Below are 25,231 nucleotides of genomic sequence, written 5' to 3' on the forward strand. Positions count from 1 at the left end.
CTTTCCTTTTTTATCTTTTTTGAAGTATTTACGGAAATGAAAAAAGAAGCAAATCAGCCATATATCATCAATTCAATTTCTGAATTGCACCGCTTATTAGGTTTACCTAAGCCCGAACATCCATTAGTGAGTGTAATTAGTATGAACAGTATTAATTGCCGTTTTGATGATAATATGAAGAGTATTATCTATAACTTTTACTCTATTTGTATCAAAAAGGATTTTACAGGTAAACTAAAGTATGGACAAAACTATTATGATTTTGACGAAGGGCTAATGACGTTTTTCTCTCCAGGACAAGTAATTTCAACAGTTGTAACTGAGGATATTGCTTTAAAAGGTTGGTGGTTGGTTGTCCATCCTGATTTTATCCGTAATTATTCCTTACAAAAGACGATTAAAGAGTATGGATTTTTTTCTTATGCTGTCAACGAGGCACTTCATCTCTCTGAAAAAGAGGAGGCTATGCTAGATACTATCATTAAAAATATCGAACAGGAATACGGGTCAGTGATTGATAAGTTTAGTCAGGATGTTATTGTTTCTCATATTGAACTATTACTGAATTACTGTAATCGATATTATAACAGACAGTTCATTACTCGTAAAACAGCCAATGACGAACTTCTAATAAAACTAGATGAGTTGCTAGTAAGTTATTTTGATACGGGTAAAAATCAACAATTAGGCTTACCAACGGTTCAATACCTTTCAGCTCAATTAAATGTTTCTCCCAACTATTTAAGTGATATGCTTAGGAGTTTAACAGGACAAAGTACACAACATCATATCCATACAAAACTGATTGAAAAGGCGAAAGAGATATTGACAACAACCTCATTATCTGTTAGCGAAATAGCATATCAATTAGGCTTTGAACATCCACAATCATTTAGTAAATTATTCAAGAACAAAACCAACGTTTCTCCGCTTGAATTTAGGCATTCTTTTAATTAAAGGTTTGATTGACTAACTTTCCGATATTCTGTCGGACTTTTACTTTTATATTTTTTGAAAATCCTGTTCAAATGGCTTTCGTCAGTAAAGCCAAATTCATAAGCTATTTCATTAATTCGCATATCGGTAAAGCGAAGTCGAGTTTCAATTAATTTGATTTTATAATCAGTAATGTATTGTTGAAGATTAATACCAACGTGTTTTTTGAAATATTCGCTGATATAAGTAAGCGAAAGATTAAAGTGTTCTGCCATTTTTTCTGCTCTTAATTCATCGGGAGAATAAATATGTTGATGAATATAATTTACTAAAGCTATTGTACCTTCCGAACTTGTATTTTTCAATATTACTTTATCCATTAAAGTAATATTTCTTGCTGCTATTGTTATAATGGTGTTAATAAGTTGAGCTACCACTTCGTTTTGTTGAGGAAATTGGTTTGTACGTTCATTCATTAAGGCTTCTACCAACGCACGAATCAGAGGCTTGTCTATTACATTTTTCAGAATACAACCGGGTAAATGATTATGGTTATGAAAAATGTATTCTACTTTATGAATCCACTCTTTACTCTGGCTTTTCAGATAGCCATCATTAAAACGAATAAAGAAAAACTTCGTTGGGCTATGTACTTCAAAGCCATGTTTATCTTCAGGAAAAATTAGGAATAGTTTATTGTTGCTGTAAGGCAATTTGTGGTTATTAATCATTTGTATGCCTTCGCCTTCTAAGATAAATACCATTTCAAAAAAGCTATTCTTGTGTTCTTTAGCCACATATTCTTGTGTTTCCAAGAAATCAATTTCAAAAGGATGATATAAATGCTTTCTTTCCATGCCTGTAAATGTACAAACAAAACCAATGATTGTACTGCTTGAAATTTGAGAAGTTTGAGAGTTTTGTATCATTAAAACAACATAAAAAATGAACACAATAACTTTTCTTTTATTGAGGCTTGCCATCGGAGCAAGTATGTTTGGACATGGACTGGTGCGTTTACCAAAATTAGCGGGCTTTAGTGGATGGATGGTAAAAAGCTTTGAAAATGCCATGCTTCCAAAATCTATGATAGTACCTTTTAGCTATGCTTTGCCTGTCGCCGAGTTTGTGATTGGTACTTTATTGCTTTTGGGCTTATTTACCAAAACTGCTCTGATAGCGGGAGGTGTAGTAATGACTATGCTTATTTTAGGTACTTGTTTAATAGAGAATTGGGAAGCCGTTCCAAGTCAGTTAATTCATGTGGCATTCTTTGCGGTTCTATTACAGTTTGTAATGAATAATAATGAGTATGCTTTAGACACCATTCTTTTTAAAAAATAATTAACAATGAATCAAAGACGAAACTTCATCAAACAAGGAAGCCTGTTAGGTTTGACAGGAGTTCTACAAAGCAATACAGAATTTACGTTTAACCAAAAAATCAATAGTCAGATTGATGTCAAGAAGAAAAGCAAATGGGCAGATGGTTCAAGATTAGTTGTTTCAATCTCAATGCAATTTGAAGCAGGTGGTCAGCCAGAAAATGCTGAAAGTCCATTTCCACAAAATTTACAAAAAGGGTATAGAGATTTACCCGCCAATACTTGGTATCAATATGGTTATAAAGAAGGTATCCCTAGGATGTTGGATAATTGGGATAAATTAGGCATTAAAGTAAGTTCGCACATGGTTGGTTCTGCTGTCGTTAATAATCCGAATTTAGCAAAAGAAATTGTAGAACGTGGACATGAAGCAGCAGCTCATGGAATGAATTGGGCATCGCAATATAATATGACTTATGAAGAAGAAAAGAAGTTTATTGAAGATGGTGTAGATGCTATTAAAAAAGTAACAGGTTTTAATCCTGTTGGCTACAACGCCAATTGGTTGAGAAGAGGAGAAAACACATTGAATATTCTGCAAGAGCTTGGTTTTAAATATCATATTGATGACTTGAGTAGAGATGAACCTTTTGTAATTCAAGTAAATCATAAAGATTTTGTAGTAGTACCTTATACTTTACGGAATAATGATATTTTGTTGATAGAAGGAAAGAATTTTTCGGTAGATCAGTTTATGAACCAAGTAAAATTTGAGTTTGACCAATTGTACGAGGAAGCTGAATTCAAAAGAAGACAAATGTCAATTAGTTTTCATGACCGAATCGGAGGGACTCCTCAAATGGTAAATGCCACTAATCAATTGATTCACTATATGCAAAAACATAAAGGAGTTTCTTTTAAACGGAAAGATGAAATTGCTGAAATGGCATTAAGTGATAAAACGATTATTAGAGAGTAAAAGTAGCTTTGTCAGTAAACTTATTTATAAAACGAAAACCCCATTTACCAAGATTACTCTGGCAAATGGGGTTTTAATATTTAAAACGAAAGCTTATTTCGAAGAAAGTACTGCTCCGTAATATTCACGGTTCATGCGTGCGATGTTTTCTAATGAAATGCCTTTTGGACATTCAGCTTCGCAAGCACCTGTGTTTGTACAAGCACCGAAACCTTCGATATCCATCTGAGCAACCATGTTTTCTGCACGAATTGTACGTTCAGCTTGTCCTTGCGGAAGTAAAGACAATTGAGATATTTTTGCAGAAGTAAACAACATTGCAGAAGCATTTTTACAAGCTGCCACACAAGCACCACAACCAATACAAGCAGCTGCTGCAAAAGCATCATCAGCATCTGGTTTTGGAATTGGTAATGAGTTGGCATCTTGTGCATTACCAGTGTTTACCGAAATATATCCACCCGCAGAAATAATGCGGTCGAATGAAGAACGGTTTACTGCTAAGTCTTTTACGATTGGGAATGCTTTTGCTCTCCAAGGTTCTACTGTGATTGTATCACCATCCTTGAAGCTTCTCATGTGAAGCTGACAAGTAGTAACACCTTTGTTTGGTCCGTGTGGTTGACCATTGATGTACATTGAACACATTCCACAAATACCTTCACGGCAATCGTGGTCGAAAGCTACTGGAGTTTCGCCTTCATTGATAAGACGTTCGTTCAATACATCGAACATCTCTAAGAATGACATATCTTCAGAAATACCTTTTACATCGTATTGCTGAAAATTGCCTTCGCTATTTGCATTTTTCTGACGCCAAACCTTTAGCGACAAATTCATATTTCCTTCCATTTCTGAATCAATTTGAAGATTTGAAAATTTGAAGATTTGAAAATGAATAACAATAATTGTTTAATTTAAGATTATTATTTATTCATTTTTGAGCTACTAATTATTCTTGACAGTATCCGAATAATCTGAGTTAATTCTTCAATGATAATTTGTTCTGGTTGCGGGTAGGATTCTGATAACTCACAAAGTTTTAGCCAATATGTTACTTCGTCGGCTTCTTTAGCAGCAATTTTTATCTTGTGAATAAAGTCTGCTTTACTTTCTGAATTCTGAGCTTCCCAAACATTTGCTCCAATAGATGTTCCTGCTCTTAACAACTGTTTAGCGATAACAAACTTTCTATTGGTTTCTAATATCTCACTGAATTTGATGATTTGAATTGAAAATAAAAGTGTTTTACTTACAATTAGATTCTCTTTGTCATTTCGCATAAAGTGTAGTTTTTAATTTAAAGCATTTTTATACTAAAATAAAAAATTCTCCTTTAAATTCTTAACTAAACACTTCTAAAACTTTCATTTTCAAATTTTCAAATCATCAAACTTTCAAATTATTTGTAACTTCTTTGGGCAATCTTAATATTCTCATAAACCAATTCTTCTTTGTGTAATTCGAATTGAGAGTCGCCTTTGTATTCCCACGCAGCTACATAAGCGTAGTTTTCGTCATCACGAAGAGCTTCTCCTTCTTCTGTTTGGTATTCCTCACGGAAGTGACCACCACAAGATTCATTACGGTTCAAGGCATCAATACACATCAATTCTCCTAATTCAATAAAGTCAGCTACACGAGTTGCTTTTTCTAATTCAGGGTTAAATTCATCTGCATCGCCCGGAATACGAACATCCGACCAGAATTGTTTTTTGATTTCTTGGATTTCAGCAATCGCTTCTTTCAACCCTTTTTCGTTACGAGCCATTCCACATTTATCCCACATAATTAAACCTAATTTTTTGTGGAAATAATCAACAGATTTTGTTCCTTTAATAGACATCAATTTGTTGATAGTATCTTGAACCGCTTTTTCAGCAGCAACGAATTCAGGAGCATCTGTTGGAATCGCTTTAGTACGAATATCACCAGATAAATAAGCACCGATTGTGTAAGGAATTACAAAATAACCATCTGCCAAACCTTGCATCAAAGCAGAAGCTCCTAAACGGTTAGCACCGTGGTCAGAGAAGTTTGCTTCGCCCATTGCATAAAGTCCTGGAACAGTAGTCATTAAGTTATAATCAACCCAAAGTCCACCCATTGTATAGTGAACAGCAGGATAAATACGCATTGGTAACTCGTAAGGGTCTTCACCAGTAATTTGTTTGTACATATCAAACAAGTTACCGTACTTCTCTTTTACTACTTCTTTCCCCATTACTTGCAACTCTTCAGTTGTAGCATTGTGCATACCTTTTTTAGTAGCTTCACCACGTCCATAACGTAAGATAGCCGCAGCGAAGTCAAGGTAAACAGCTTTTTTAGAAGCACCTACTCCATAACCTTCATCGCAACGCTCTTTCGCTGCACGAGAAGCGATATCACGAGGAACCAAGTTACCGAAAGCAGGGTAACGACGTTCTAAGTAATAATCACGTTCGTCTTCAGGAATTTGAGCAGCAGGACGAGTGTCATTTTTCTTTTTAGGAACCCAAATACGACCATCGTTACGTAACGATTCCGACATCAAAGTAAGCTTTGATTGGTGGTCGCCAGAAACGGGAATACAAGTTGGGTGAATTTGTGTATAGCAAGGGTTACCAAAGAAAGCTCCTTTTTTGTGCGCTTTCCAAGCAGCCGTTACGTTAGAGCCCATTGCATTGGTTGATAAGTAAAATACGTTTCCGTATCCACCAGTACCTAACAATACAGCGTGACCAAAGTGACGTTCTAATTTACCAGAAATCAAATCACGAGCGATGATACCACGAGCTTTGCCGTCAACCATTACTACGTCCATCATTTCGTGGCGAGTAAATAATTCTACATTACCTAAACCTACTTGGCGTTGTAAAGCTGAGTAAGCACCTAATAATAATTGTTGACCAGTTTGTCCTGCTGCATAAAAAGTACGTTGTACTTGTGTACCACCGAAAGAACGGTTAGATAACAAACCACCGTACTCACGAGCGAAAGGAACCCCTTGAGCCACACATTGGTCGATGATATTACCTGAAACTTCAGCTAAACGGTGAACGTTTGCTTCACGTGCACGGTAGTCACCACCTTTAATTGTATCATAAAAAAGACGGTAAACAGAGTCACCATCATTTTGGTAATTTTTAGCAGCGTTAACACCACCTTGTGCTGCAATAGAGTGCGCACGACGAGGAGAATCTTGGAAACAGAAAGCCTTAACTTTATATCCCATTTCTGCTAAAGAAGCTGCTGCAGAAGCTCCAGCTAAGCCAGTTCCTACAACAATGATTTCAATATTTCGCTTGTTTGCGGGGTTTACCAAGGGTACAGTAGAACGGAACTTTGTCCATTTCTCTTGTAATGACCCACCCGGTATTTTAGCATCTAATTTAGTTGACATAATTTTTTATTAAGAATTATGAATTGTTAATAATAAGATGGAATGATTAAAAGACATGATATTTACGAAGTTTAACTTGATAAAATCATATTCGTTTCTTCATTATGCAATCCATCCGAAATGCATTGCAATTGGCATTGCTGCGAAAACAATAGGAACAATAATCGAAAACCCAGTTCCTAAAGATTTAATGAATGGAGTATATTTCGGGTGATTCCATCCCATTGTTTGGAAAGCACTCTGAAAACCATGTAATAAATGGTATCCTAAAGAAATACAACCGAAAACATACACAACTACAACAATTGGATTTTGGAAAACTTCTACCATTTCAGCGAATAAAGTTTTTTCTCCACTTGTAATTACATCCGTAAAACGGCTAACTACCCAAAAATGACGAAGGTGAATAATTAGGAAAATCAAAAGTAAAGATCCTAATAAACCCATCGAACGTGAATACCAAGTAGAATTGGCTTCTCCTTTTACAACAGCGTACTTTACAGGACGTTTCTCTGAATTTGACTTCCAAAGCATTAATCCATCCACAATGTGAATAAGAAAGCCTAGCATTAAGATTACTTCAGCAGCTCTGATTAGCCAGTTGTGAGCCATAAATTCCGCAGCTTCATTGAAAGTTTCACCACCGTCGTTTAGAAAAATACAAGCATTGATTCCACAGTGTACCACAAGAAAGCCGATTAACGATAATCCCGTGATGGCCATCAGTAGTTTTCTACCCAGTGAACTCGTTAGTGTTTTTGTTACCCAAGACATCTTTTAATTGTTTTAGTTATCAGTAAAATGGTTAATAGTTTTAGGTTAATAGATAATGATGATGGGTGAATTCACTTTTTCAAAGATGAAATATCACTAATAATCAATATCCAGTAATTTAAAACTAAATATCCTCCCCAAAACTACGACCCAAACGATTGTCTATCAAATTATCTATCACTTTTTAGCAATTATTTATAATGTTTTTACGTTTTTTTACAATAAAATAAGACTTAGACCTTGTTTTTATTGTTAAAGATTAATTTTGAAGAGCCTTCCTGTTGGCTCTTGTGATTTAACTTAATGTTCGATTTTTTGTTTCGTTAGTTAGCAAAAAAAATAATACATAACTTGTGGGCAAATCATCCGAATTTTACATTCTAAATTTTTATGAGATTTAAACAATTATACCTTTTCGTAATAGGCCTCTTTTTGGTTTTTTCCACTACTGAGTCTTTCGCAACACACATGAGAGGAGGGGAAATTTCTGTCAAAAGAATTTCATCATCTTCTTTTACTTACGAATTTACCCTAACTATTTATTGCGATTTAAATACTGGATTTAGAGCTTGGCAAGACCAAAGAGATGCCTCTTTTTGCTTTGGCGATGGCATCGGAAGTATCAGAGCGCCCCGTATCAACGGCGGAGGAAACGGTGAAGACATTGGTAATGGAATTGGGAAAGGTATTTATAAAGCAATTTATACTTATTCAGGGGCGGCAGATTATAAAGTAACTGTAGCAATTTCAAATAGGAATCAAGGTGTTAGAAATATTGGTGGAGCTTCGGATGCTGTAGCTTTTTATGTAGAAACAATTTTTAAAGTAAATCCGGGTTTAGGACTGAACTCAACACCAATTTTATTAAATCCAGCGGTTGATTTAACAGCTGTGGTTGGACAAAAATTTATTCATAATCCCAATGCGATTGACGTAGATGGCGATAGTTTAGCCTATCGTCTTACTTTCTGTAGAAGAGGTGACCAAGACAACTGTACTGATAGAAAAGGTGATGCCGTTCCGGGTTTTCGTCAGCCAAATGAGGTAGCAACTACACCAAGTAATTTTTCTATCAATGCCCTCACAGGTGATTTAATTTGGGATGTTCCTCAAGAAATTGGTTTATACAACTGTGCTTTTTATGTTGAAGAATGGCGAAATGGTGTATTGATTTCGATTACTGAAAGAGATATGCAAATTGAAGTAAAAGATGCCGACAACAAACCTCCAGTTATCAAAATACCAGATGATATTTGTGTGGAAGCTGGAACACTGATTAACCAAACGATTACGGCTACTGATACACCTTCTAATTCTGGAAGAGTAGATAATTTGACAATACTTTCAACTGGAGCTGTTTATAGACTCCCAGATGGCACTACATTTATTGGAGCGCCGTATGCAACATTTACTTCAACGGCTAACCAAGCATCGCCTGCTTCTGGCAGATTTGTTTGGCAAACGGGCTGTAACCATATCCGAGAAGAACCTTATGATATTTTGTTTAAAGTACAAGATTTACCAAAGAGTGCGCTTATTCCGAGTTTGGTAGATAGTAAAATTTGGAAGATTAGAATCGTTGCTCCTAGAGTTAAAAATCTGAAAGCAACTGGCGATGCAGGAAACAAGGCGATAACTTTAACTTGGGATAGTTATACTTGTCAGAATGCTGGTTCTGAAATTGTGATTTATCGTAAAGAAGGTTGTACAGCCTATACTCCTGATAAATGTGCCACTGGTTTACCATCAAGCTTGGGTTATGTAGAAGTAGCAAGAGTGCCTGTTTCAGCTACAAGTTATGTGGATAAAAACCTGAAACGTAATACAGATTACAGTTACAGAACGGTAGTCGTTTTCACGAATGGTATCAATAAAGCTGAAAGTATTGTTTCAGACCAAGCTTGTGCTAATTTACCAATTCAAATGTCGGTAATGACAAACGTTTCGGTTGATAAAACGGATGCAATAAATGGTGAAATTACGGTGAAATGGACTCGCCCTTTGGGACTAGATAAAAATGCGTTCAAAGGACCATATCAATATCGTTTGTTCAGAGCAACAGGATTGAACGGAACAAACTTTACTCAAGTTTCGCCAAATATTGATACAGATTTATCAGGAAAAGCAGATACTATTTTTGTTGACAAAGGCTTGAATACTACGGCAAATGCCTATAGCTATCGCATTGCATTTTATTATACCAATAACACAGCTTTAACTTTATTAGATAGTACCGATAAAGCAAGTAGTGTTCGTTTATCAGCAACACCCGATAAGAAAATAGTACGTTTATCTTGGCAAGCACTTGTACCTTGGAAGAATGAAAATCAAGTACATCGTGTTTATCGTGAAACTCGTTCAGGTTCAGGCGTATTCAATCGTATAGCGGATGTACCAGTAACTTCGGCAAGTACGTTTGCTTTTACTGATACGGGTGCTGATACTTATGTTGCTGATGGTGTAGCTTTAGCTAAAATGTCGCAAGATTCTACTTACTGTTACAAAGTAGAAACAGTTGGTACTTATGGTGATGCTAGAATCAAACCAGATTTGTATTATAATTTCTCGCAAATTATTTGTGCAACGCCATTAAGTGATATTGTTCCTTGTCCACCGCAATTGATAATTGATATGCTTGATTGTGATAAGTACACAAAAGATAATGCAAATTGTGATTTAACATCTTTCGAAAATAAACTTACTTGGACGAATCCTGATAAATCTGCCTCAGGAAGTGATTGTACGAAGGACATTGTAAAATATACCATTTACTATGCCGAACGTTCGGATGCTACCTTTACGAAAGTAGGAGAAGTAACGAGCCCGACGCCACCTTTGCAGACTTTCACGCATGTTAAAAATGATTCATATTTAGGTTGTTATTATGTAACAGCTACAGATAAATACGGAATAGAAAGTGCGCCAAGTAATACTGTTTGTAAGGATAACTGTCCAAGTTTTGAATTACCAAATGTATTTACTCCAAATGGTGATGGCAAGAATGATATTTTCCAAGCAATAAGATGTCCAAGATTTGTACAGAATTTAACGTTTAGCGTCTATAATCGTGCAGGACAAAAAGTATATGATTATACTGGACCAAAATTATCTTGGAATGGTACAGATACAAATGGAAAAGAGTTGCCAGTAGGTACTTATTTCTATAATGCTGAAGTGAAATACTTGATGTTAGATCCTAGCTATCCAACTGTTAAATTAAAAGGCTGGATAGAATTATTGAGATAAGGTTTTCAAAATATTAACACAAAAAGGCTTGAAACGTAATTGCTTCAAGCCTTTTTTGTGTTTATAAAGTGAAGGAAACAAGACTTTATATTTCCAACATAATAATCAGAGAAACTATATAAAAATAAATACGGTTTGAGACATCTTTTGTCTCAAACCGTATTTATCTTAATTTAAAGACTCAAAGCTCGTTTACTTTCTCTTCAAACTAGTCAAGAATTCTACTAAATCAACAGCTTCTTCTTTACTCATTCCATCCATTAATCCTGTTGGCATCATTGAATTATTCATCATTTTCATGGACTTTACAGCGCTTGTTTTGATGTTTTGAACAATTCCGCCGGGCATTTTTAAACTAATGTCAGTTTCGGTTTTTGAAGCAATGATTCCACTCATCGTAGAACCATCTTTCATTTTTAAATCCCAGCCTTCATAACCAAAACCAATACCTGCATCTGGAAACATAATGGCTAAGTACTGACCATCTTTACCCAATTTAGAACCAATTTCAGAAAGCTTTGGACCAAAATCCATGCCTTCACCATTTACTTGATGACATACTGAACAATTCGCCGCAAAAACAGCCGCTCCTTTTTTAACATCACCTTTCAAAGTAACTAATTCAGCTACTGGAGGAAGTTTTTTATTCGTACTGCTTGAATTTCCTAAATACTTAGAAGCTTCAATACGGACATTTCTACGCCATGCTTTACTTACTCCTTCTACAGCAAATGGAATAAAATCTTTCTGAATTTTATTTTCTTTCAAATAAGCTAAAATCAAATTCTGCCCATTGTCGCTATCGCCCATTACACGAGTAGCCTCACGACGAATGGTTGCTGAACGAGCTTTGTCTGACATCACCGTTTTGATAATATCTATCGAAGCCTGACCACCGTTTGATTTAATACCATTTAACAACTGAATAGCTAAGGTTTCTTTTTTAGGGTCGTTGATGATTTGTTTTACAACAATCAAACCTTCTGGTGATTTAATCAAAGCTTCAGCAGCTTGGCGTGGCATTTCTCCTTTGCTTACCATGCTCATTAAGCGTGGATTTTCTTCTGGCAACAAGTATTTGGTTTGTAATTCTAAATACTCTTTTCCGTTCAAACTAGCCAATAATGTACTTAATGATTGTTTTGCTAATGGAGAAGTTTTTACAAAATCTACATCCAAATGATTTAAAGCAAGTTTGTTAATCTCATTTTGCTCAGGAGAATTCCCTTTCAATAATGATAATAAGGTTTCAGATTTTTCTTTGCCTTTAATAAAATCAAATGCTCTGAAATAACGTAAACGCTCTTTTAAACTGATATGAGAATCTGTAGCCAAACTTGCAAGAAATCTTACACTTTCATTCGTTCTTGCACGCCAAACGATGTCTCTACTGGCAGGAGTTGAGGTTGGGTCTGATACTTTTTTAAGATATGCCGAGAAGCAAGCATCCCAATTATCAGAAGCTCCAATACCTAATGCTTCAAGATACCAACGGTCTTTTCCATCATATTTTGTGGCTAAGTCAGCCCAAATACTGGCAACTTCCGTAGAAGTATTTCCGTGTAAAGCAATGGCACATTCTCTTAAAATTTGTGGGTCGTTGCTTTGTGCTAATTGTTTTACGTAATCTAAAACATTTAATTTCAACTGACGAGCGGCTCTTAAACCTGCAATTTTTATATCTGGATTAGCATCAGCAAGAGCAATTTCTACATATTTTTTGCCATCAACAAGTTTACACAAAGCCCAAAAAGCACGTGCTTTCATGCGTTGATTTCCTGAATTCCAAAGTTTTAATAATTCAGGTTCAGCACTTTTCCCAAATTTGGTAAGAGCTTCCCAAGCTAAATAACGACTAGCAATATTTGGACTTTGTAAGGCAAAAACCGCTCCTTGTACTTTTGTGAAATCAAGAACAGGAGCGTAATAAGGCGTATTTTTAGGAGCAATTCTGTAGATTCTACCACGAGTTTGGTCACCAGCTTGGTGCCCACCAACGCCTGGGTCGTACCAGTCGGCAACGATTAACGAACCATCTGGCGCAACACAAACATCAGCAGGGCGGAACCATTGGTCTTTTTCCTGCTTCATGATGTTCACAATTTCGGCAGTATAACCAGCACCAGACTTTTGAACGGGATAAGAACGTACCACATTATGCCCCGGTTCGCAGTGAATCATTTGTCCTTGAAATGCACTTGGTAACAAATTCCCTTCATAGATAATCATCCCCGTTGGTGAGCCAGAACCTGTTTGTAAAAGGTTTGGCACAGTTCCCGGATCATTCAAATGCCAGTGACGTCTTGGAATTTCTTCTTCAATATTGGTACGATTACTTGGCCAAGAAGCATGAGTCATGGCATCTTTGTAGCCATAATCGCCATAATCCATTACATAATTGATTCTCACACCTTTATTGCCATCATCATCATTGTCAGATTGCCACATCGTGCCATAAGAATCAACCGCTACTTCATAATTATTTCTAAAGTTTTGTCCTAAGCATTCTACTTCTGAACCATCCAAATTACAGCGGAATACCATTCCTTCTTGGTAGTTTTTCGGTGAAATTTCTTTGCCAAATTGGTCTTTTACCACATTGCCAGCGGCATCTTTTAACTGACGACCCTCATTCCCGAAATTGAAGTAAAGTTTACCATCTGGTCCGAATACAAAAGTGTGCATTCCGTGGTCATGCTGTTCACCACCAATGCCTTGGAAGAGTATTTCTTTTTTATCAGCTTTATCGTCGCCATCGGTATCCGTCAATTTCCAAACATAAGGACTTTGCGAAACCAATACAACATTTCCTAAAACAGCAATACCCAAAGGTGCATTTAAAGAGGCATCTTGATAGAAAACTTTACTCTCATCTGCTTTGCCATCTCCGTCTTTATCTTCTAAAATAACAATTCTATCACCTTCTTTTCTTGTCGGATTTAAAGTGATATTTGGGCGATAATTGTAGGCTTCTAATACCCAAACTCGTCCACGAGCATCTACATCAATATCAGTCGGGTTAATTAACATTGGCTCAGTAGCAAAGGTTTTTACTTCTAAGCCATCTACCATTTTTACTCCTTCTAATGAATTATCAGGTAATCTTTTTTGGTTTTCTGATAATACAGAATCAACATAATGATTAATAAAACGGCTGGAAGGGGAATTTTGATAAGCAGTTGTAAATAAAGCTCCACCGATGAGGATTGCTGGAATTCCTAAACGGAGTTTTTTAGATAGTTTATTTGACATGGAAAAATATGGTTTATGAAAAGGAAAATTGCCCAAATGCTTCATTATAAAGCATAATATTAGCATTTGTAATGATATAATAATTTCAAAAGTATAAAAAAAATAATACGAAATTGCACTCGCTTATACGGAATGAATAGCCTTAAAAACTAATAAATTTCAAAAGAGGTCTAATCTGTTCTATTTGAGGGTTTTTTCTTGAAATATTTTTTTAAAAGGACGTTATTTGAAGCGAATTTGTGGGCGAAATTCATTAAAGTAATGACATCTTCCCCAAAGTGAAAAATATCAATTGTTAAAATTCGTTAAATCTTATCTTGATAGCATGTTTTAAGCAGTTTTAATGACGAAATTTGACTTTGCTTAATTATATGATTAACAAATACAAGTATTGATTTTCAAACTCCCAAAAATTACTTAACTTTGCGAACTTATGCAGAGAACTCACAAATTTTTATTATTCATACTGTTTGCTTTGACCCTCAGTGCGTGTAGCAATTTCGAAAAAATCAGAAAAATGACTGATGAAAAGAAAAAGTACGACGCTGCGATTCGTTTCTTCAAGAAAGGTCATTACGACAAAGCAAGCATACTCTTTGAGGAATTGTTACCAATTTTGACCGGAACAGATCAACAGGAAATCGCTACTTTTTATCAAGCATATTGCGATTATCACACTGGCAATTACGAAATGGCTAATTTCCATTTCAAACGTTTTGCTGAAACTTTCGCCAGAAGTGAGCATTATGAAGAAGCCGTTTATATGTCGGCTTATGCTTTGTATAAAAACTCTCCGCAGTTCAATCTTGACCAAAGTGGAACAATAACAGCCATTAACGAGCTACAAAACTTTATTAATAATTACCCAGATAGTAAGTTTAGAGACGAAACTTCTGACTTGATTAAGGAATTAAGAAAGAAATTAGAGCAAAAAGCTTATGAAAAAGTAAAGCTTTATTATAAAACAAGTGAATTTAATATTGCTTCTTTGAAATCAGCAGTTATTGAAATTAACAACTTTCAAAAGGATTATCCAGATTCAGATTATAATGAAGAATTGGCATTTTTGAAAGTTCAATCACAATATGATTTGGCTCAAAGTACTATTGAAAGTAAACAAAAAGAGCGTTTTGATGATGCCATTAAGTTTTACCAAGATTTAGTGGATAAATATCCCAAAAGTGATTTCTTGGAAAAAGCTGAAAAATTATACGACATCAGTTTTAAAGAAAGCGACAGAATTGCAAAACTTGAAGCCGAATACAAAGCCGCTAAAGAGAAATCTAATACTTCAAAAGTGGGTGCGGGCGACAAACAGAAGTAATCAGTATTTTATTGAAAACATTTAACAAGAAACAGTAGAACAACCAAAGATATGGCAACGAATCCATCAATCATTACCAGAGACGTAGATAAACTCGCTATCAAAGCAGGAGGAAATACGTATGAAGCCGTAGCAATCATCTCGAAACGTGCAAGACAAATCGCCTTGAAGTCTAAAGAGGAATTGAATAATAAATTGTCAGAATTTGCTTCTTCAGTAGATAACTTAGAAGAAATTTTTGAAAACCGTGAGCAAATTGAAATCTCTAAATTCTATGAGCGTTTGCCAAAACCAACGTCTTTAGCAATTGACGAATTCATGGAAGATAAATTCACTTTTGCTTTGCCAAAAAATGAAGGTTCAGAAGAATAGATATTTTCTTTAATTATTTAATCAAAAAGGTCAGATGTTTTACATTTGACCTTTTTGATTTTGATTAAGTTTGTGCCACAAAACCAATGTTGAACGATAAAAGAGGCTAAAAAACAAATTATGCTTAAAAGTAAGAAAATAATATTAGGTGTTTCAGGCAGTATTGCTGCTTACAAAATTGCTATCCTCACTAGACTTCTGGTGAAAGAGGGGGCAGAAGTAAAAATTGTAATGACCGAAGCCGCCAAAGAATTTATTACGCCTCTTACTTTATCAACACTTTCAAAAAATTCAGTACTCTCAGCTTTTGTAAAAGATGAAACTGGACAATGGAATAATCATGTAGATTTAGGACTTTGGGCTGATATTATACTCATAGCACCTGCTACAGCACATACTTTGGCAAAATGTGCGAATGGCATTTGTGATGATTTACTCACAGCGGTATATCTTTCTGCCAAATGTGAAGTAATGTTTGCCCCAGCAATGGATTTGGATATGTACCTCCATCCAAGTACAGTTTCTAATCTTGACAAACTGAAATCTTATGGAAATCACATCATTAAATCTGGTTATGGTGAGCTTGCAAGCGGTTTAGTAGGAGAGGGAAGAATGGCTGAACCAGAAGAAATTCTAGCAATTTTAGAAAAATACTTCTCTGCAAATCCAGTTTTAAAAGATAAAAAAGTATTAATTACCGCTGGACCGACTCAGGAAGCGATTGATCCAGTACGTTTTATCAGTAATCATTCTACAGGAAAAATGGGTTATGCCATTGCTGATAAATTAGCAAAAGCTGGCGCCAAAGTAACGTTGGTTAGTGGACAAGTAGCCTTGAAAAAACCAGACTCAAGTATCAAAATAGTAAAAGTACATTCAGCCGAAGAAATGTACCAAGCTTCTGAGGCTAATTTTCAGGAATCAGACATTATCATTTTAGCGGCTGCTGTGGCAGACTATACACCTGCGGTGGTAGCTGAAAAGAAAATAAAAAAGAAAGAAGATACGTTTAGTATAGAACTCATTAAAACGACTGATATTGCTAAAACATTAGGTCAACAAAAGCGAGAAAATCAATTAATGGTTGGTTTTGCTTTGGAAACCGATAATGAAGTAGCCAATGCAAAAGCTAAAATCCAATCTAAAAATCTAGACATGATTGTGCTGAATTCTTTACAAGATTCAGGAGCAGGTTTTGGACATGATACGAATAAGATAAGTATTATCAGAAAAGATGATACAATCATAGCATTTGATTTGAAATCAAAACAAGACGTTGCTCAAGATATAGTTAATGCCATTATTGAAGCCATTTCGAAAAATAACATTGATGAAAAATAACAATAGAAATAGACCTTTTCTGAAATATACTCTTTTCATACTTTTGGCTGTGATGAGTACTTTGCTTGTTAGTAAAAATGCTAATGCGCAAGAAATCAATTGCAGAGTAAGTATTTCTACAGACCAAATTCAAGTAAATGAACAACGTGGAGCTACTCAGATTTATACTGAATTGCAAAATGTGATGCAGGAATTTTTGAACAATCGCCGTTGGACGAACGATAATTTTGCTCCAGAAGAAAAAATAAATTGCTCTTTAGCCGTAATAATTACCAAAGCAACAGCCACTGGAGAGTATGAAGCCAATGCCCGTTTTCAGGTTACTCGTCCTGTTTATGGAACAGCTTATGAAACTGTACTTTTAAATTATATTGATAGAAATTTCGTCTTTAAGTACATTGCAGGTACGCCGCTTACTTATAACGACAACAATTACAATGATAACCTCACCCAAATGTTAGCTTTCTACGCTTACATCGCTTTAGCATTTGATTATGACTCTTTTGAAAAAATGGGCGGATTAAATCATGCTCAAAAAGCCTTGAACGTTGTAAACTTAGCACAAAATGCTGGAGGAGGTTGGTCTTCTTCCAATGATATTCGTAATCGATATTGGGTAGCAGAAAACTTGTTAAATCAGCAATTACAAAGTCTTCGTGAAGGTTTTTATACCTATCATCGCTTGGCAATGGATAATTATGCCAACGACCCAGCTAACAGCAGAAAACAAATAATTGAATACTTAAATACGATTAAACAAGTAAGTCAGAATCGTCCCGGACAAATTTGGTACCGCCTTTTCTTTGAAGCAAAATCAACAGAATTGTTAAATATTTTTAGTGATGCGCCATTGGACGAAAGAAAGAAAATCGTACCATTACTCACTTCATTAGATCCAACCAATTCTGAGGCATATCGAAAATTAAGTAAATAAAAGAGGAGAAAATTAGTGCAGTTTTTCGCCACAATGCGGGCAAAATTTCATGTTTTTATCTTCGTTTTTATAGATTTTGATGTGTTCATTAAAACCTGAAACAAAAATACCCGTTGGCAAAGCAAACATCGCTACTCCAGCTACAGCCACAAAACCTCCTAATAATTTTCCGAGTGGAGTAATTGGGTAAGTATCGCCATAACCTACAGAAGTAATTGTAGTAACACCCCACCAAAGTGTAGCTGGAATGCTAGAAAATACTTTAGGTTGAGCCGAATTTTCAATATAATACATGGTAGAAGAAGATATTAAAAGTGTGAATAAAAAGAAGACAAAACTTAAAATAAGTTCTTCTCTTTTCTCTCTGAATACACTTTCTATTACTTTTAAAGCATGTACATATCTTGAAAATTTGAATAGCCTGAAAATTCTGAAAAGTCGTAGAATTCTAATTAAACCAGTATCAGAAGTGAAATTAGAAAGATAGAAAGGCATAATTGCCAGTAAGTCAACTAAAGCACCAGCCGAAAAAATATAACGTAGTCTTCCCCAAACAGGATGTTGATATTTCTCGTTTTCTACACAGACCCAAAGCCGAACGAAGTATTCAATCGTAAAGAAAACAACTGAGAAGTATTCGAAATCACTGAAGAAAACATCAAAATCATGTCTTAAACTTTTTACAGAATGTAAAATAATGGCAAAAGTATTCAGAGAAATCGTTGTTAATAAAATAGCATTGAATATAATAGAGGCAATACTTTTTTTGCCCCGAGTCACCTCAAGTATTTTATAGATTTCTCTTCTTGACCAATTGCTATCCATTAGGGAAAAGGATTTTTTATGACATCATTAGGGTTATAAGTAATCAATACAATTTAAGCAACGTTATCATTTATCGTAAACAACTGATAAGTAATAATTTGAAATGCCAATTACTAATTACTAACTTACTTCTTCTACTTGTAATTGCTTTTCGTAAAGTTCTTTGTAAGCATTATTGGCATTCATCAGTTCTTCATGAGAGCCTTGTTCAATGATATTTCCATCATCAAGCATGATAATTTTGTCGGCTAACTTTGCAGAAGATACTCTGTGTGAGATGATTACAGAAGTTCTTCCTTTCATGATTTCTTGTAGATTATTCAAAATCTGGTTTTCAGTTTTGGTATCTACAGCCGAAAGGCAATCGTCTAAAATCAAGATTTTAGGTTCACGAGCAATAGCACGGGCAATAGATAAACGCTGTTTTTGTCCACCAGAAAGCGTTACACCTCTTTCACCTAAAACAGTATCAAAACCTTCTGGAAAATCAATTACATTATTGTATAAATCTGCGTCTTTTGCCGCTTTAATGATTTCCTCTTCACTCATTTCATTACTTCCAAAACGCACATTATTACGAATAGAATCAGAAAATAAGAATACATCTTGAGGCACATAACCAATCTGTGAACGATATTTATTTACGTTCAAGCTTTTGATGGGCAAACCATCTATTTTGATTTCTCCTTCGTTGGCATCGTACATTCTGCAAAGTAAATTAGCAACTGTACTTTTTCCAGAACCAGTTGTACCAAGAATCGCAATAGATTCACCAGCGTTGATTGACATCGAGAAATTTTTTAAAGCTACAATGCCAGAATCTGGATAAGTGAAAGTGACATTTTTTACTTCAATAGTTCCTTCAACCTCATGATTGATATTTTCTTGAGAAGTAATATCGGTTTTTATCTCCAAAAACTCGTTAATTCTTTGCTGTGAAGCCGCTGCTCTTTGAATTTGTGAGGTTGTCCAACCCAAAGCAATCATTGGCCAAGTAAGCATGTAAACATACAAAATAAATTCTGTGATACTTCCAGCGGTAAGTCGTCCAGCCATTACTTCCATACCACCAACATACACTACAATTACAGAACTTAAACCTGCCAAAACAGAAACTAAAGGAGTAAACAGCGAATCTACTTTTACTAAATCTAAAGATTTTTCACGGTAAACATTGGCTTGCTTGGTAAATGCAATTGTTGAAGGTTCTTCTTGAACAAAGGCTTTGAGTACTCTAATACCAGAAAATGCTTCTTGAGTAAAAGTAGAAATTTTAGATAAATTTGCTTGAATCTGTTCAGATTTTCGCATAATAATTGTGTTGACAAAATAGATACTTCCCGACAAAAATGGAACTGGTAATAATACATACCAAGTAAGTTTTTGATTGACCGAAAGCATATACCAAACCACAAGAATGAAAACAGAAATTAAGTTAAGCCCATACATCAAGCTTGGACCAACGTACATTCTTACTTTATTTACATCTTCAGAGATTCTTGCCATCAAATCGCCAGTGTTGTTTTTACGGTAAAAACTCAAAGGAAGTGTTTGATAATGTTGATAAATTTCGTTTTTCAAATCAAACTCAATATGTCTGGACATTACGATAAGTGTTTGGCGAACTAGAAAAAGGAAAAATCCTTTCAATAATGCCAATACCAAAATCAACGAACCATATAGCAGAATTGAAAATGCGAAGAATTCATAAACCATTTTTTGTGAAACAAAACCATCGTAAAGAAAATATAAGTCGATAGTTTCTTTCACCAAATCAAGCGCATAACGCACAATCTGAGCGGGAACTACGCCAAAAAGATTGGAAATGAAAGTGAAAAGTGTACCTAAAATAAGGTACCATTTATATTTTAGAAAGTATTGATTAAGATGCTTTAGGGATTTCATATTTCGATAACCAATGGAAGAAAGTAAAGGTTTCATCCATTACACACATTTATATTTAGTAAAATTATGATTAAAATTGAAAATTTTGTGCTTGAATCGTGCTTTTTTCTTTAAAAAATACTAATTTTGCACCCTCTTTCAGCAAAGTAATTTACTTTGTTGGAGCTTCACTACCAAAACGTTCTTTCTAAATTACCCAATGGTAAACAGACGACTTCTCCGAACAAAGGCATTTCAAAGCCTTTATGCCTTCCGCCAAGCGGAACGTGCTGATTATCAGTTAGCATTCGACCAAATTGCTGATTCTTTTCTCCCAAATCTTGACTTAATGATTCCTAAAGAGCAACAAATGTTAAAGCTTGATGCTTTGCGTAAGTTGGCTGAACAACGTTTTGAGGAATTATTCAACTTGAAATCTACCAATGATGATATTCCAGCGGAAGCTAAAAATGCAGCTAGATACGCACTTGAGTCATACAAAAGTTATGTGAAAAAAGATAAGGCTACAATTACTGATAATATGGTAGCCGAGGTAGAAAGCGTTTATGATGCTTATCTAAAAATGCTTCAATTGCTGTTGGAAATTACTGAAATTGCTGTTTGGGATGAACAACGCCGTTTGGTAGAAACCGATCATCGTACTTCAAGATTGGCTAGAAACCAAGTATTGATTGCCTTGAAGAATTTACCGATGTTTACAACTGGAATTATCAGAAGTAATGCAAAATGGACAGAAGATGACCAAAACATGTTGCGTAAACTTTTCTTAGAAGCAATCTTGCCTGATACAACTTTCCAGTCGTACCTTCGTACAACCAAACATACTTTTGAGGAAGATTTGGCGTTGGTTCAGTATCTTGTAAAAACATTTGTACTGAAACATCACATTATTGCTGATTATTTCGAGGAAAAAGACCTAAATTGGAACGAAAATAAAGATGTACTCAAAAGCCTTTGTGTAAAGACTTTCAAGATTGAAAAAGTTGAAGAGTTGGTTTTACAACCTTTGGCCTTAAATTGGGACGATGATAAACACTTTTTTGTAGATCTTTTTAATAATGTTTTGGATAACGATGAGTCTTATGAAAAACTCATCACCGACCAAACTAAAAACTGGGAAGGCGACCGTCTGGCAATGACAGATATGTTGATTCTTAAATTAGGTTTGGCAGAAATGATTCATTTTACCAGTATTCCTGTAAAAGTATCAATCAACGAATATATCGAATTGGCTAAAAACTATTCAACACCAAAGTCGGGTCAATTTATTAACGGTTTGTTGGATGTACTTTCTCAGAAATTACAGAAAGAAGGAATCATTAGAAAATCTGGACGAGGCTTAATTGATAATAAATAAGCATTTATTTGAGCCATGCCTTGTACTTATTCTATAAATTTGATTTTTAACCGATAACTTACAATACCATGAGTAAATCATCAAAAACATTTTGGGCATTCATGACAGGCGCTGCTGTTGGTGCTGCTTTAGGAATTTTATATGCACCCGATAAAGGTGAAAATACCCGTAACAAACTGTTTTATCAACTTCAAAAGTATCGTGACCAATTACAAGGTTTAATTTCAGATTTGATTGATGGTAAAGAAATACCTGAAACAATGGCAAAATCTGAAGGCAAAAAAGTAGTAAACGAAGCACGTGAAAAAGCAGAACGTTTGTTGGAAGATGTAGAAAGCATGATGAGCCAGATTAAAGCTAAAGCCTAATTTTGAATTCTATTCGAATATTCATCACATGAAAAAAGTAATCATCTTTGCATTAGGAATCAGTGTTTTTTTTGCTTGTCAAAATAAACAAAAAAGTGATAGTCAATCAGTAGCAGAATCTGCAGCTGCATTTCAACCAACAAGTGATAAATTTCCTGTTATGCAGGCAGACTCACAGTCGGTAGATTTAGGGGTAATTACAGAAGGCGATACCATCGTTCACATTTATAAATTTAGAAATACTGGCAATATGCCTTTGGTTTTAAGTAATGTGAATGCTTCTTGTGGTTGTACTACGCCATCGTATTCTACTACACCAGTTGAGCCGGGTGAGCAAGGTTTTATCAAAGTAAAATTTGATAGTAAAGGCAAAGAAGGTAAACTAAGCAAAACAGTAACTGCTCTTGCGAATACTAATCCGGCTGAAAATACTTTTTCTTTTAAAATTGAAGTATTGAAGAAGAAGTAGAAAAACCAAAAAATATTTAATCAAAAAAAATAGATATGTTCAACAGTATTTTATTACAAGGAGCGTTTGGTGGAGGTGGTGCATCTTCTCTTTTATTAATTGGTGGAATGTTCGTAGTCATGTATTTTTTCATGATTCGTCCACAACAAAAAAAGCAAAAAGATCAACAAGCTTATGTTGATTCGTTAAAAACTGGCGATAAAGTAGTAACAATTGGTGGTTTGCATGGAACTGTTACTTCTGTAAGAGAAAAAACAGTTGTATTAGAAGTAGATTCAAGCAAAGGAGTAAGAATGGTGTTTTTGAAAACAGCTATTTCTAAAGACTCTTCTGCACAAATTGGCGAATAAAGTTTGTCATTCCCCTAATTAACGATGAGTATTTTATAAGAAAAGTACTCATCGTTAATTTGTAAATTTCTTCAGATGAAACCCGCTCCTACAAAAACTGATTACAAAGCTGTAATAGTGAGCCTTTTTGCTGCTATCATCTTTTGGATCATGAATGCCTTGAACAAAGAAGGTTATTCGCAAAAAATATCATTTCCTATTCGTATTACTTACGACGACTCACTTTACATTCCGACTCAGCCACTTCCTGAAAAAATTTCTGTTAATGTTTCTGGTAACGGTTGGGATTTATTACGTAAATCTCTTGCCCTGTACAAAACTCCCATTCAGTACGAAATTGCCAAGCCTTTAAAAACTAAATTTTTAAACACAGGAATGCTCACAGATTCAATTCAGGAGTATATTCAAGATGTGACGGTAAATTATGTAGTAGCAGACCGTTTTGAATTAGAGTTTGAACGCAAAATCAAGAAAGACTTTCTTGTGAAAGTTGATAGTTTACATATTCCATTGAAAGACCATTACGTTGTTTCAAGTGTGATAAATCTTAGCCCTAGAACGGTAATGATTGAAGGTCCAGAATCTATTTTAAAAGCAATGGATAGTACAATTTATCTTAAAGTACCTGGACAAAAAATTAAAGATAATTATGACGAAGAAATCAATTTACCTTTTGCAAAAAACAATATGCTGAAAGTAAGTAAGAAGAAAGTCAATGTTAGTTTTGAGGTTGAAGAATTACTAAAATAATGGGAAAAGTAATTGGTATAACTGGCGGAATTGGTTCAGGGAAAAGTATCATCTGCAAGATATTCTCAATACTGGGTGTGCCAATTTACGAAGCCGATACCCGTGCGAAATGGCTTGTTTCGAATAATTTGTCACTCAAAGCTTCAATTATTCAATTATTGGGAGAAAATGCCTATAAAAGTAACGGAGATTATCACCGTGAATGGGTTGCTTCAGAAGTATTCAACAAACCAGATTTACTACTACAATTAAATGCTTTAGTTCATCCTGCTGTTCATCAAGATGCAAGAGAATGGATTGCCAATAATCAGCATTATCCCTTTGTACTTTATGAAGCCGCATTGATGAAAGCCGCTGGCAATGGAAATGTTTTTGATAAAGTTATTGTGGTAACTTGTCCATTGGCATTAAGAATTCAACGAGTAAAAGAAAGAGATAAGCGTTCTTTGGAAGAAATTGAGGCAATTATTGCTAGACAATTACCAGAAGAAGAACGATTAAAAATAGCAGATTTTATCATTCAGAATGATGAGAAAACCTCACTGATTGAACAAGTACTTGATTTATATAATCGAATCCTGGATAAAGATTCTTGCATAAAAAAAGGCAATTCAGATAAATGAATTGCCTTTTTTTGTTAGTTTTTAGCATCTATTCACTGGTGCCTAACCAATAATTTCTTGGTTACTAAAGAGCGTCCATCAGCCGAAAGTTGATATAAATAAATACCATTTCCCCAATCTTTGGTTGAAATAGACTTTATGTTAGCGTCTTTGTCGAGAATTTCTTCTTTAATTTCACTACCAAGTACATTGTAAAAAGTAATCTTTACTTCGTTTACTTGTGATGAAATATTGTACTTAATCCAAGCTGCATCATCAGCAGGATTTGGGTAAATATTTGAAACTGAAATTTTATCGTTATCGAATAATTTATCTTCTGAACTAAACGATTCTTCTGCTCTACTTTCTGCTACGGCTATTGGTGTTTCTGTTTTAGTCGTATAATTTTTTGGTGTTTGTACCATCAAAGAATTAGTAAAGTACTGACTAATTGCAGCAGAACGCTGATAATTTATATTTCTATCAAGTGTTAATTGTGAAGGCTGAAAATATGTAAAAGCTTTCTTTTTGAAAGAAGAAGTTGTAATCTGGCTCATAGTCTTTTGCTTAGGCTTAACGTCTAAGCGACTTTTGTAGCGATTCTCGGCAGTTTGTGCGAATGATGATATCGATGATATCAAGCATCCGTAAATTAACCAAGATTTTATATTTGAAAGTATAGGTTTCATTTCATTTATCAATTATTTATGCAAACAACATTAGTCAATCGAGGAAGA

The 25,231-nt window shown here is 34.9% G+C and carries 23 protein-coding genes; 14 read left to right on the forward strand and 9 right to left on the reverse strand.

The window, feature by feature from the left end; translation table 11 throughout:
* Positions 1–36 precede the first annotated feature (36 nt).
* On the forward strand, positions 37–957 hold the full coding sequence (locus tag ABID42_RS15860) for a helix-turn-helix domain-containing protein (RefSeq protein WP_367284493.1): 921 nt from the start codon (positions 37–39) through the stop codon (positions 955–957).
* Here ABID42_RS15860 and ABID42_RS15865 read toward each other — a convergent pair.
* Positions 954–1,865 carry a helix-turn-helix domain-containing protein gene (locus ABID42_RS15865; RefSeq protein ID WP_367284494.1) on the reverse strand — a complete coding sequence of 304 codons (912 nt, stop codon included), beginning with the start codon at positions 1,863–1,865 and terminating at the stop codon, positions 954–956. The two genes, ABID42_RS15860 and ABID42_RS15865, sit on opposite strands and share 4 nt — an antisense overlap.
* Positions 1,866–1,881: 16 nt before the next feature.
* On the opposite strand from ABID42_RS15865, the gene ABID42_RS15870 reads away from it, so the two are divergent.
* Together ABID42_RS15870 and ABID42_RS15875 are read left to right on the forward strand one after the other, a co-directional pair.
* Positions 1,882–2,280: a DoxX family membrane protein gene (locus tag ABID42_RS15870; RefSeq protein ID WP_367284495.1), complete on the forward strand. Its 399-nt coding sequence runs from the start codon at positions 1,882–1,884 to the stop codon at positions 2,278–2,280.
* 6 nt (positions 2,281–2,286) lie between these two features.
* Positions 2,287–3,240 (forward strand): polysaccharide deacetylase family protein, encoded by a 954-nt coding sequence (locus tag ABID42_RS15875; protein ID WP_367284496.1) that lies wholly within the window; start codon positions 2,287–2,289, stop codon positions 3,238–3,240.
* Positions 3,241–3,333: 93 nt separating this feature from the next.
* Here the strand turns inward: ABID42_RS15875 and ABID42_RS15880 are convergent, their stop codons facing one another.
* From ABID42_RS15880 to ABID42_RS15895, 4 genes are all read right to left on the reverse strand, one after another.
* Positions 3,334–4,080, reverse strand: a complete 747-nt coding sequence (locus tag ABID42_RS15880) for a succinate dehydrogenase/fumarate reductase iron-sulfur subunit (protein WP_323256764.1) — start codon at positions 4,078–4,080, stop codon at positions 3,334–3,336.
* Between the two features lie 86 nt (positions 4,081–4,166).
* Entirely contained in the window at positions 4,167–4,523 is a 357-nt protein-coding gene (locus ABID42_RS15885) for a four helix bundle protein (protein ID WP_323256166.1), read from the reverse strand.
* Positions 4,524–4,642: 119 nt separating this feature from the next.
* The gene (locus ABID42_RS15890) at positions 4,643–6,625 is read right to left on the reverse strand and encodes a fumarate reductase/succinate dehydrogenase flavoprotein subunit (RefSeq protein WP_323256164.1); all 1,983 of its coding nucleotides are present in this window, start codon (positions 6,623–6,625) and stop codon (positions 4,643–4,645) included.
* 102 nt (positions 6,626–6,727) lie between these two features.
* Positions 6,728–7,399 (reverse strand): succinate dehydrogenase cytochrome b subunit, encoded by a 672-nt coding sequence (locus ABID42_RS15895; RefSeq protein ID WP_367284497.1) that lies wholly within the window; start codon positions 7,397–7,399, stop codon positions 6,728–6,730.
* A 468-nt stretch (positions 7,400–7,867) separates the two neighbouring features.
* On the opposite strand from ABID42_RS15895, the gene ABID42_RS15900 reads away from it, so the two are divergent.
* Positions 7,868–10,645: a T9SS type B sorting domain-containing protein gene (locus ABID42_RS15900; RefSeq protein WP_367284498.1), complete on the forward strand. Its 2,778-nt coding sequence runs from the start codon at positions 7,868–7,870 to the stop codon at positions 10,643–10,645.
* A gap of 192 nt (positions 10,646–10,837) precedes the next feature.
* On the opposite strand, the gene ABID42_RS15905 is transcribed toward ABID42_RS15900, so the two are convergent.
* The gene (locus tag ABID42_RS15905; RefSeq protein ID WP_367284499.1) at positions 10,838–13,897 is read right to left on the reverse strand and encodes a PVC-type heme-binding CxxCH protein; all 3,060 of its coding nucleotides are present in this window, start codon (positions 13,895–13,897) and stop codon (positions 10,838–10,840) included.
* Between the two features lie 433 nt (positions 13,898–14,330).
* Here ABID42_RS15905 and ABID42_RS15910 point away from each other — a divergent pair, with 433 nt between their 5' ends.
* The 4 genes from ABID42_RS15910 (at position 14,331) to porD (ending at position 17,868) form a co-directional block, all read left to right on the forward strand.
* On the forward strand, positions 14,331–15,221 hold the full coding sequence (locus ABID42_RS15910; RefSeq protein WP_367284500.1) for an outer membrane protein assembly factor BamD: 891 nt from the start codon (positions 14,331–14,333) through the stop codon (positions 15,219–15,221).
* A gap of 51 nt (positions 15,222–15,272) precedes the next feature.
* Positions 15,273–15,593: a DNA-directed RNA polymerase subunit omega gene (locus ABID42_RS15915; RefSeq protein WP_367284501.1), complete on the forward strand. Its 321-nt coding sequence runs from the start codon at positions 15,273–15,275 to the stop codon at positions 15,591–15,593.
* Positions 15,594–15,713: 120 nt separating this feature from the next.
* Positions 15,714–16,934: a bifunctional phosphopantothenoylcysteine decarboxylase/phosphopantothenate--cysteine ligase CoaBC gene (coaBC, locus tag ABID42_RS15920; protein WP_367284502.1), complete on the forward strand. Its 1,221-nt coding sequence runs from the start codon at positions 15,714–15,716 to the stop codon at positions 16,932–16,934.
* Positions 16,924–17,868, forward strand: a complete 945-nt coding sequence (gene porD / locus ABID42_RS15925) for a type IX secretion system protein PorD (protein WP_367284503.1) — start codon at positions 16,924–16,926, stop codon at positions 17,866–17,868. Before coaBC ends, porD begins: the two co-directional genes overlap by 11 nt.
* Positions 17,869–17,880: 12 nt before the next feature.
* Here the strand turns inward: porD and ABID42_RS15930 are convergent, their stop codons facing one another.
* Positions 17,881–18,693 (reverse strand): ion transporter, encoded by an 813-nt coding sequence (locus ABID42_RS15930; RefSeq protein ID WP_323256147.1) that lies wholly within the window; start codon positions 18,691–18,693, stop codon positions 17,881–17,883.
* A 120-nt stretch (positions 18,694–18,813) separates the two neighbouring features.
* The gene (locus ABID42_RS15935) at positions 18,814–20,598 is read right to left on the reverse strand and encodes an ABC transporter ATP-binding protein (RefSeq protein ID WP_367284576.1); all 1,785 of its coding nucleotides are present in this window, start codon (positions 20,596–20,598) and stop codon (positions 18,814–18,816) included.
* A gap of 199 nt (positions 20,599–20,797) precedes the next feature.
* Here ABID42_RS15935 and nusB point away from each other — a divergent pair, with 199 nt between their 5' ends.
* The 6 genes from nusB (at position 20,798) to coaE (ending at position 24,515) form a co-directional block, all read left to right on the forward strand.
* Entirely contained in the window at positions 20,798–21,955 is a 1,158-nt protein-coding gene (gene nusB, locus ABID42_RS15940; RefSeq protein WP_367284504.1) for a transcription antitermination factor NusB, read from the forward strand.
* A gap of 68 nt (positions 21,956–22,023) precedes the next feature.
* Positions 22,024–22,323 (forward strand): YtxH domain-containing protein, encoded by a 300-nt coding sequence (locus tag ABID42_RS15945; protein ID WP_184130374.1) that lies wholly within the window; start codon positions 22,024–22,026, stop codon positions 22,321–22,323.
* 28 nt (positions 22,324–22,351) lie between these two features.
* Positions 22,352–22,792, forward strand: coding sequence for a DUF1573 domain-containing protein (locus ABID42_RS15950; RefSeq protein WP_367284505.1), 441 nt, complete (start codon positions 22,352–22,354; stop codon positions 22,790–22,792).
* Between the two features lie 35 nt (positions 22,793–22,827).
* On the forward strand, positions 22,828–23,142 hold the full coding sequence (yajC, locus tag ABID42_RS15955) for a preprotein translocase subunit YajC (protein WP_367284506.1): 315 nt from the start codon (positions 22,828–22,830) through the stop codon (positions 23,140–23,142).
* Positions 23,143–23,217: 75 nt separating this feature from the next.
* A complete protein-coding gene (locus ABID42_RS15960) occupies positions 23,218–23,892 on the forward strand; it encodes a YbbR-like domain-containing protein (RefSeq protein WP_323256136.1) in 675 nt (224 codons plus the stop codon).
* Entirely contained in the window at positions 23,892–24,515 is a 624-nt protein-coding gene (coaE, locus tag ABID42_RS15965; RefSeq protein ID WP_367284507.1) for a dephospho-CoA kinase, read from the forward strand. The genes ABID42_RS15960 and coaE overlap by 1 nt, the downstream gene beginning before the upstream one ends.
* A 32-nt stretch (positions 24,516–24,547) precedes the next feature.
* On the opposite strand, the gene ABID42_RS15970 is transcribed toward coaE, so the two are convergent.
* A complete protein-coding gene (locus ABID42_RS15970) occupies positions 24,548–25,051 on the reverse strand; it encodes a T9SS type A sorting domain-containing protein (protein WP_367284508.1) in 504 nt (167 codons plus the stop codon).
* Positions 25,052–25,231 lie beyond the last annotated feature (180 nt).

It is taken from the genome of Arcicella rosea (genome assembly GCF_040543805.1).
GTDB classification, from domain to species: domain Bacteria; phylum Bacteroidota; class Bacteroidia; order Cytophagales; family Spirosomataceae; genus Arcicella; species Arcicella rosea.

Bases quoted from the DNA above. Each gene is read 5' to 3' on its own strand.
- ABID42_RS15960 (WP_323256136.1), top strand. From the start codon at position 23,218: ATGAAACCCGCTCCTACAAAAACTGATTACAAAGCTGTAATAGTGAGC.
- ABID42_RS15910 (WP_367284500.1), top strand. From the start codon at position 14,331: ATGCAGAGAACTCACAAATTTTTATTATTCATACTGTTTGCTTTGACC.
- ABID42_RS15860 (WP_367284493.1), top strand. From the start codon at position 37: ATGAAAAAAGAAGCAAATCAGCCATATATCATCAATTCAATTTCTGAA.
- ABID42_RS15900 (WP_367284498.1), top strand. From the start codon at position 7,868: ATGAGAGGAGGGGAAATTTCTGTCAAAAGAATTTCATCATCTTCTTTT.
- ABID42_RS15895 (WP_367284497.1), bottom strand. From the start codon at position 7,399: ATGTCTTGGGTAACAAAAACACTAACGAGTTCACTGGGTAGAAAACTA.
- porD (WP_367284503.1), top strand. From the start codon at position 16,924: ATGAAAAATAACAATAGAAATAGACCTTTTCTGAAATATACTCTTTTC.
- nusB (WP_367284504.1), top strand. From the start codon at position 20,798: ATGGTAAACAGACGACTTCTCCGAACAAAGGCATTTCAAAGCCTTTAT.
- ABID42_RS15930 (WP_323256147.1), bottom strand. From the start codon at position 18,693: ATGGATAGCAATTGGTCAAGAAGAGAAATCTATAAAATACTTGAGGTG.
- ABID42_RS15935 (WP_367284576.1), bottom strand. From the start codon at position 20,598: ATGAAATCCCTAAAGCATCTTAATCAATACTTTCTAAAATATAAATGG.
- coaBC (WP_367284502.1), top strand. From the start codon at position 15,714: ATGCTTAAAAGTAAGAAAATAATATTAGGTGTTTCAGGCAGTATTGCT.
- ABID42_RS15885 (WP_323256166.1), bottom strand. From the start codon at position 4,523: ATGCGAAATGACAAAGAGAATCTAATTGTAAGTAAAACACTTTTATTT.
- ABID42_RS15875 (WP_367284496.1), top strand. From the start codon at position 2,287: ATGAATCAAAGACGAAACTTCATCAAACAAGGAAGCCTGTTAGGTTTG.
- coaE (WP_367284507.1), top strand. From the start codon at position 23,892: ATGGGAAAAGTAATTGGTATAACTGGCGGAATTGGTTCAGGGAAAAGT.
- ABID42_RS15880 (WP_323256764.1), bottom strand. From the start codon at position 4,080: ATGAATTTGTCGCTAAAGGTTTGGCGTCAGAAAAATGCAAATAGCGAA.
- ABID42_RS15905 (WP_367284499.1), bottom strand. From the start codon at position 13,897: ATGTCAAATAAACTATCTAAAAAACTCCGTTTAGGAATTCCAGCAATC.
- ABID42_RS15915 (WP_367284501.1), top strand. From the start codon at position 15,273: ATGGCAACGAATCCATCAATCATTACCAGAGACGTAGATAAACTCGCT.
- ABID42_RS15870 (WP_367284495.1), top strand. From the start codon at position 1,882: ATGAACACAATAACTTTTCTTTTATTGAGGCTTGCCATCGGAGCAAGT.
- ABID42_RS15970 (WP_367284508.1), bottom strand. From the start codon at position 25,051: ATGAGCCAGATTACAACTTCTTCTTTCAAAAAGAAAGCTTTTACATAT.
- yajC (WP_367284506.1), top strand. From the start codon at position 22,828: ATGTTCAACAGTATTTTATTACAAGGAGCGTTTGGTGGAGGTGGTGCA.
- ABID42_RS15950 (WP_367284505.1), top strand. From the start codon at position 22,352: ATGAAAAAAGTAATCATCTTTGCATTAGGAATCAGTGTTTTTTTTGCT.
- ABID42_RS15890 (WP_323256164.1), bottom strand. From the start codon at position 6,625: ATGTCAACTAAATTAGATGCTAAAATACCGGGTGGGTCATTACAAGAG.
- ABID42_RS15945 (WP_184130374.1), top strand. From the start codon at position 22,024: ATGAGTAAATCATCAAAAACATTTTGGGCATTCATGACAGGCGCTGCT.
- ABID42_RS15865 (WP_367284494.1), bottom strand. From the start codon at position 1,865: ATGATACAAAACTCTCAAACTTCTCAAATTTCAAGCAGTACAATCATT.